Raw genomic sequence first — 6,812 nt, forward strand, 5'->3', positions numbered from 1 at the left:
TTCCCTGAGATTAAGAGGAGTTCAGAGGGCGAGGACGTCTGCCGCGGCGGTCAACAGACTGCCCCGGTAGGCCTCGCCGTACAGGCAGACGTGCACGGCCAGCGGGTGGAGCTGGTGCAGCGGCACCCGCTCGCGCCAGCCGCAGTCGAGCGGCGCCTCCTCCCGGTAGGCGCCGAGCACCGTGCCCAGGTGGGGCGCGCCGAACAGCGCGAGCATGGCGAGATCGGTCTCCCGGTGGCCGCCGTGGGCCGCCGGGTCGACCAGCGTCACCCGGTCGGCCGTCCACAGCAGGTTCCCGCTCCACAGGTCGCCGTGCAGCCGGCTGGGCGGTTCCGGCGGGCCGGCCACCTCCGGCGCGTACGCGCACGCCTCCTCCAGCAGCTCGACGTCGCGGGCGGACAGCGCGCCGCGGTCGCGGGCGAGCCGGACGAACGGCAGGACGCGGCGGGTCACATAGAACGACGGCCAGTCGACCGCCGCGTCGCCGCCCGCGTCGCCGCCTGTGCTGCTGTCCGTGTCGTCGCCTGTGCTGTTGTCCATGGGGAGCTCCGCGATCATCCCCGGCCATGGCGCGCCGAAGCGCGGCGCGCCCGCGGCGTGGAGGGCGGCGAGCTCCCGGCCGAACCGCTCGGCCGCGGCGGCCGTCGCCGGCGCGGTCTCCACCCACTCCAGCACCAGGCGGCCGGCGGTCGCCTCAATCACCTCGGGCACGGCGACGGCGTCCGCCTCCGCGAGCCAGCGCAGTCCGGCGGCCTCCGCCATGAAGCCGGCACCGCCCGCAGTTCCGTCAGCGCCCGCAGTGCCGTCGGCGTCGCTCACCGTGCCGCCCGGCACGCCCTGCTTCACGAAGACCCGGCGGCCGTCGTCGAGCAGGGCCTCGTACAGGCTCCAGGCGTGACTCCTGCCCAGATCTCTAATGATCTTCAAGGTACTTCGCCACTCCGTCGGAGGCGGCCTCGACCATCCTGAGCACGTCGAGAAAGCCCTGGCGACCGCCGTAGTAGGGGTCGGGCACCTCGGCGTCCTCGGGCGCGGCGGGGTCGAACGACCGGAAGAGCCGCACGTCGGCCCCCGGCGGGGCGATCGCCCGCAGCGCCCGCAGGTTGTCCCGGTCCATCGCCAGGACGAGGTCGCGCTCGGCGAACCAGGCGGAATCGAAACGCCTGGCCCGGTGGGACGAGCCGTCGTAGCCGTAGTCGGCCAGAATGGCCAGCGCGCGTTCGTCCATGGGCTCTCCCGCGTGCCACCCCCCGGTCCCGGCGCTGTCGACCTCGACGTCGAGGCCGCGTTCGGCCAGCGTACGGCGCAGCACCACCTCGGCCATGGGTGACCGGCAGATATTTCCCAGGCAGACCAGACAGACACGCTTCATGAACCAATCCTGCCCGATAACGGGCGTGACCTGGTCGTTATCCTTCGGCGATCTCGCGTGAGCGACCGTGGCCGTTCATCGGTCGTTCACCTTTACCAGGGATTGAGGTCACCTTTGCTCCCTACTGTCCTCGCTGTTGAAGAGACAAGGGGAGGAAAATCCGTGAAGTATGCAGGCCGGCTCGCCGCCGTCGCCGCCATCGCCGGCGTGCTGTCGCTCGCCGCGTGCGGTACCGACGACAACTCCAACGCCCCGGCGGGCACCTCCAGCGCCGCGGCGCAGGGCGACGACACTCTCAAGGGCACCATCAACGCGGCCGGTTCCTCGGCCCAGGCGAACGCCATCGCGGAGTGGAAGAAGAACTTCCAGTCGCAGAACTCGGGCGTCAGCATCAACTACCAGCCGTCCGGTTCCGGCGCGGGTGTGCAGTCGTTCATCCAGGGCACCGTCGCGTTCGCCGGCTCCGACTCGGCGCTGAACGACGAGAAGGGTGAGCCCGCCCAGGCCGACGCCCGCTGCAAGACCGGCAAGGCGATCGACCTGCCGATGGTGACCGGCCCGGTGGCCGTCGTCTACAACCTGCCCGGTGTGGACGGTCTCCAGCTGTCGCCGAAGACGATCGGCGGGATCTTCAACAGCAAGATCACCAAGTGGGACGACCCGGCCATCAAGGCCGACAACCCCGACGCCAAGCTGCCCTCGACCGCGATCCAGGCGTTCCACCGCTCGGACGAGTCGGGCACCAGCGACAACTTCACCAAGTTCCTGAAGGCCACCGCCGAGTGGCCGTACGAGCCCGCCAAGGCGTGGCCGGCCGAGGCTCAGGGCCAGGGCGCCAAGGGCTCCGACGGGATCGCCTCCGCGCTCAAGGGCACCGAGGGCGCCATCAGCTACGTCGAGCTCTCCTTCGCGGAGAACTCGCAGCTGCAGAAGGCCAAGGTCGCCAACGGCTCCGGCGAGTTCGTCGAGCTCACCCCTGAGAGCGCCGCCAAGACCGTCGAGGCCGCCGAGATCGTCGGCACCGGCAACGACCTCAAGCTGAAGATCGACTACGCCACCAAGGCCGCGGGCGCCTACCCGATCGTCCTGGTGACCTACGAGATCACCTGCGAGAAGGGCCTGTCGGCCGACGACTCGAAGCTGGTCAAGTCGTTCCTGACCTACACCGCCAGCGACGAGGGCCAGCAGGCGCTGACCAGCCTCGGCTACGCCCCGCTGCCGACCAGCCTGGTGACCAAGGTCCGGACCGCTATCGAGGCCATCTCCTAAGGCCGATGGCGACATCCACCAGAACCAGGGAGCGCGGGCCGGCCATGGGCCGGCCCGCCTTCCGGCGCAGCCGCGGTGACGGCCCGTTCCGCTTCGCCTCAACCGCAGCCGGGGTCGCCCTTCTGGCGATCATGGCCGCGATCGGGGTGTTCCTGGTCGTCAAGGCCGTCCCCGCCCTCCAGGCGAACACCTCCCACTTCCTGACCGAGCTCACCTGGCAGCCGAACGCCACCAAACCGGCTTTCGGCATCGGCGCGCTCGCGTTCGGAACGGCGATGAGTTCGCTGCTCGCGCTGATCATCGCCACCCCGGTGGCGATCGGAGTCGCGCTGTTCATCTCCCACTACGCCCCCCGCGGCCTCGCCTCGGTCCTCGGCTACATCGTCGACCTGCTCGCCGCCGTCCCCAGCGTCGTGTACGGCCTGTGGGGCGTCACCTTCCTCGTCCCGTTCGTGCAGGGCCCGTGGGAGTTCCTCAACACCTACTTCGGCTGGATCCCGCTGTTCGGCGGCGACCAGGTGGTGGGCCGCAGCATGCTCACCGCCGGCCTGGTGCTCGCCATCATGATTCTGCCGATCATCGCCGCGATCTCCCGCGAGGTCTTCCTGCAGGCCCCCAAGATGCAGGAGGAGGCCGCGCTGGCGCTCGGCGCGACCCGCTGGGAAATGATCCGGATGTCGGTGCTGCCGTTCGGCCGCCCCGGTGTCATCAGCGCCGCCATGCTGGGTCTCGGCCGCGCGATGGGCGAGACCATCGCCGTCGCCCTGATCTTCCCGGCGACGTTCACCATCTCGTTCCGGATCCTCGGCCCGAACGGCAACAGCATCGCCGCGAACATCGCCAACGGCTTCGGCGAGGCGACCCCGATCGGCACCGGCGCGCTGATCGCCTCGGGTCTGGTCCTGTTCCTCATCACTTTGCTGGTCAACATGGGCGCTCGTTTCGTCATCGCCCGTCGTAAGGAGTACGCGAGGGCCGCAGCGTGACCGTTGAGACCGGAATCCGCCCCATATCGGGGTCGAGACGAGCCAAGGACAAGATCGTCCAGGGGCTCGTCTATCTGGCGTTCGCGCTGGCCGTCATCCCGCTGGTGTCCGTGCTGTGGCTCGTGGTCAAGAACGGCATCGGCCGGTTCGACCTGACGTTCCTCACCCACTCGATGCGCAACATCGGTGCGAGGGACGCCGGGGGCGGCGCCTACCACGCCATCATCGGCACGCTGGAGCAGGTGCTGCTCGCCTCGCTCATCGCCGTGCCGGTCGGCCTGCTGACCGCGGTCTACCTCGTCGAGTACAGTTCCGGCGGCCGGCTGGCCCGCGTCATCAGCTTCTTCGTGGACGTCATGACCGGCGTCCCTTCCGTCGTTTCCGGCCTGTTCATCCTGGCGTTCTGGGTCCTCGTACTCGGCCAGGGCTACTCCGGCTTCGCCGGGGGCCTGGCGCTGTCGATCCTCATGATGCCGGTGGTCGTCCGCGCCGCCGAGGAGATGCTGCGGCTCGTGCCACACGAGCTGCGCGAGGCGTCGTACGCGCTGGGTGTGCCGAAGTGGCGCACCATCGTGAAGGTCGTCCTGCCGACGGCGTTCACCGGCATCGTCACCGGCGTGATGCTGGCCGTCGCGCGCGTCGCGGGCGAGACGGCTCCGCTGCTGCTGACCGTCTTCATCACCGACTCCATCAACACCGACCCGTTCAGCGGGCCGCAGATGGGTCTTCCGCTGTTCGTCTTCGATCAGGCGCAGCGCCCGAACGTCACCGCGGTCGACCGGGCCTGGACCGGCGCTCTCACCCTGATCCTCATCGTCATGCTGCTCAACCTGGTGGCGCGCCTCATCACCTGGTGGCGTTCTCCCGCCAAGAGGGGGTCCTAGACAATGGCCAAGCAGATCGAGGTAGCCGACCTCGATGCCTACTACGGATCGCACAAGGCCATCGAGGGCATCTCGATGACGATCGAGCCGCGCTCGGTGACGGCCTTCATCGGCCCCTCCGGGTGCGGCAAGTCCACGTTCCTGCGGACCCTCAACCGGATGCACGAGGTCATCCCCGGCGCCCGTGTCGAGGGCAAGGTCCGTCTGGAGGAGCAGGACCTCTACGGCTCCGACGTCGACCCCGTGTCGGTACGGCGGACCATCGGCATGGTGTTCCAGCGGCCCAACCCCTTCCCGACGATGTCGATCTTCGACAACGTGGCGGCCGGCCTCAAGCTGAACGGCCGGTTCTCCCGCTCGCAGCTCGAAAGCATCGTCGAGGAGTCCCTCCGGGGCGCGAACCTCTGGAACGAGGTCAAGGACCGGCTCAACAAGCCGGGCGCCGGCCTCTCCGGCGGTCAGCAGCAGCGTCTGTGCATCGCCCGGGCGATCGCCGTACGGCCGCAGGTGCTGCTGATGGACGAGCCCTGCTCCGCGCTCGACCCGATCTCCACCCTGGCGATCGAAGATCTGATCAGCCAGCTCAAGCAGGACTACACGATCGTCATCGTGACGCACAACATGCAGCAGGCGGCGCGGGTCAGCGACAAGACCGCGTTCTTCAACCTCGCCGCTCAGGGACAGCCGGGCAAGCTCGTCGAGATGGACGAGACCTCGAAGATCTTCACGAATCCAGCTGAGAAGGCGACTGAGGACTACATCACAGGGCGCTTCGGCTGACACGCGACATTGGAGGAACCGGGTGACGGCACCCGCAGTGGACGGGGACACTCGGACGGCGCCCATGCTCCTGGTGGCCGATCCGGACGCCGGTCTGCTTCGACAGCTCTCGGCCGCACTGCAGGCGGAGGGCGTCGACGTGACCGGCGTGCCGGACGGCGCGCAGGCACTGCTCCAGGCCGGTGCCCTCCGGCCTGACGCCGTGCTGATCAGCGCGTCTCTCCCGATCGTCGGTCCCGTCGATTTCGTCCGTGCCGTACGAGTGGCGCGGGCCGTGCCGGTGCTGCTCGGCATCGACTTCGGGAGCGATGCCGAGCAGGCGCTGCAGGCATTGGAGGCCGGGGCCACCGCGTGCGTGGCCCGGCCCTACCGTGTCCCCGAACTGCTCCCGCTCGTGCAGTCGGCCTTCCGCCGCCAGGACACCCACCGGACCGTCCTGACGATCGGCGACGTCGAGCTCGACGTGACCGCCTACCAGGTGAAGGTGGGCGGACGGGTCGTGCACCTGCCGTTGCGGGAGTTCGAGCTCCTGCACTACCTCATGCGCAACGCGGACCGGACGGTCACCCGCGAGCAGATCATGCGCAACGTATGGCACTCCGCCGACGGCATGTCGACCAACACCATCGCGGTCCACGTGAAGCGCCTGCGGGCCCGGCTCGGCGACGTCGAGGACCGCATGATCCAGACGGTACGCGGCGTGGGTTACCGCCTCATCTCCAGCTGACCCGGCCTACCTGTTCGATCCCACTTCGATACTGCGCGTTTTCGGCCTGGCCGTCCGGGGCTACCCGTTCGAGCCAGGCCGTTCTGCGCTGCGGGCGCCCGTCCGGAGGCCGGGCGCCCTTACCGATCAGACCAGTCGCCTTGCGGATCAGCAGCACAAGAAGTTGGCACTGGCCGGGGTCGCGGTGGCCGCGGCGACTGCACCCGCCACGCCAGCCGCCATCAGAGCGGTGAGAATCGCAGCGGCGATACGACGACGCATGACAGAACACCTCTTTCCTTGGGGGTGAGGTCTTCAGCGTCCAGAGTGGAATTTTCGCGGTCAACGACGGCGGGTGCGTCACTGCATACGCGCAGGTCGAATACGGCCTGTGGCGGGAACGGCATGTTCATCGGCCTTCAGCAAAGATTGCTTCGGGACGCGGTGTCGCCGCGGGAAAAGACCTCCGCAGGGCGGGCAGCCTGTCTCTCTCGCCGGCGAGATCGGAGGCCCCTGAGGCACACCATCACGATCGCGATCCGCGCCTCGACGGGGACGGAGGTGTCGCGGTGCCAGTTGCGGCGATGACAGAGCGACAAGAACAAAAAAGGGGGCCGCCAACCGGCGACCCCCACCACAAAAGCCCCACACACAAAACATGAAGGGCCACCCCAAACAGGGTGGCCCTCCACAAAAATTGTCCGGCGGCGTCCTACTCTCCCACACCGTCCCCAGTGCAGTACCATCGGCGCTGGAAGGCTTAACTTCCGGGTTCGGAATGTAACCGGGTGTTTCCCTACCGCTATAACCGCCGT

7 protein-coding genes and 1 rRNA gene are annotated in these 6,812 nt (G+C 68.6%); 5 read left to right on the top strand and 3 right to left on the bottom strand.

The window, feature by feature from the left end:
- Nucleotides 1-21: 21 nt before the first annotated feature.
- Together JOL79_RS06430 and JOL79_RS06435 are read right to left on the bottom strand one after the other, a co-directional pair.
- Nucleotides 22-927, bottom strand: a complete 906-nt coding sequence (locus JOL79_RS06430) for a fructosamine kinase family protein (protein ID WP_210154697.1) — start codon at nt 925-927, stop codon at nt 22-24.
- A complete protein-coding gene (locus JOL79_RS06435) occupies nt 914-1,372 on the bottom strand; it encodes a low molecular weight protein-tyrosine-phosphatase (RefSeq protein ID WP_210154698.1) in 459 nt (152 codons plus the stop codon). The genes JOL79_RS06430 and JOL79_RS06435 overlap by 14 nt, the downstream gene beginning before the upstream one ends.
- A 162-nt stretch (nt 1,373-1,534) precedes the next feature.
- On the opposite strand from JOL79_RS06435, the gene pstS reads away from it, so the two are divergent.
- From pstS to JOL79_RS06460, 5 genes are read left to right on the top strand one after another with little or no spacing between them, the layout of a single operon-like run.
- Entirely contained in the window at nt 1,535-2,641 is a 1,107-nt protein-coding gene (pstS, locus tag JOL79_RS06440; protein ID WP_210154699.1) for a phosphate ABC transporter substrate-binding protein PstS, read from the top strand.
- A gap of 5 nt (nt 2,642-2,646) precedes the next feature.
- The gene (pstC, locus tag JOL79_RS06445) at nt 2,647-3,627 is read left to right on the top strand and encodes a phosphate ABC transporter permease subunit PstC (protein ID WP_210154700.1); all 981 of its coding nucleotides are present in this window, start codon (nt 2,647-2,649) and stop codon (nt 3,625-3,627) included.
- Nucleotides 3,624-4,511 carry a phosphate ABC transporter permease PstA gene (gene pstA, locus JOL79_RS06450; RefSeq protein WP_210154701.1) on the top strand — a complete coding sequence of 296 codons (888 nt, stop codon included), beginning with the start codon at nt 3,624-3,626 and terminating at the stop codon, nt 4,509-4,511. Before pstC ends, pstA begins: the two co-directional genes overlap by 4 nt.
- A gap of 3 nt (nt 4,512-4,514) precedes the next feature.
- Entirely contained in the window at nt 4,515-5,291 is a 777-nt protein-coding gene (gene pstB / locus JOL79_RS06455) for a phosphate ABC transporter ATP-binding protein PstB (protein ID WP_210154702.1), read from the top strand.
- A gap of 22 nt (nt 5,292-5,313) precedes the next feature.
- Complete coding sequence (locus JOL79_RS06460; protein WP_307848353.1) at nt 5,314-6,018, top strand: response regulator transcription factor; 705 nt, start codon at nt 5,314-5,316, stop codon at nt 6,016-6,018.
- Nucleotides 6,019-6,696: 678 nt separating this feature from the next.
- Here the strand turns inward: JOL79_RS06460 and rrf are convergent.
- Nucleotides 6,697-6,812 (bottom strand): 5S ribosomal RNA (rrf, locus tag JOL79_RS06465).

It is taken from the genome of Microbispora oryzae, from assembly GCF_017896165.1.
Classification (GTDB): Bacteria; Actinomycetota; Actinomycetes; order Streptosporangiales; family Streptosporangiaceae; genus Microbispora; species Microbispora oryzae.

Excerpts from the sequence above, each read along its gene's own strand:
- pstC (WP_210154700.1), top strand. The coding sequence starts at position 2,647 with ATGGCGACATCCACCAGAACCAGGGAGCGCGGGCCGGCCATGGGCCGG.
- JOL79_RS06435 (WP_210154698.1), bottom strand. The coding sequence starts at position 1,372 with ATGAAGCGTGTCTGTCTGGTCTGCCTGGGAAATATCTGCCGGTCACCC.
- pstB (WP_210154702.1), top strand. The coding sequence starts at position 4,515 with ATGGCCAAGCAGATCGAGGTAGCCGACCTCGATGCCTACTACGGATCG.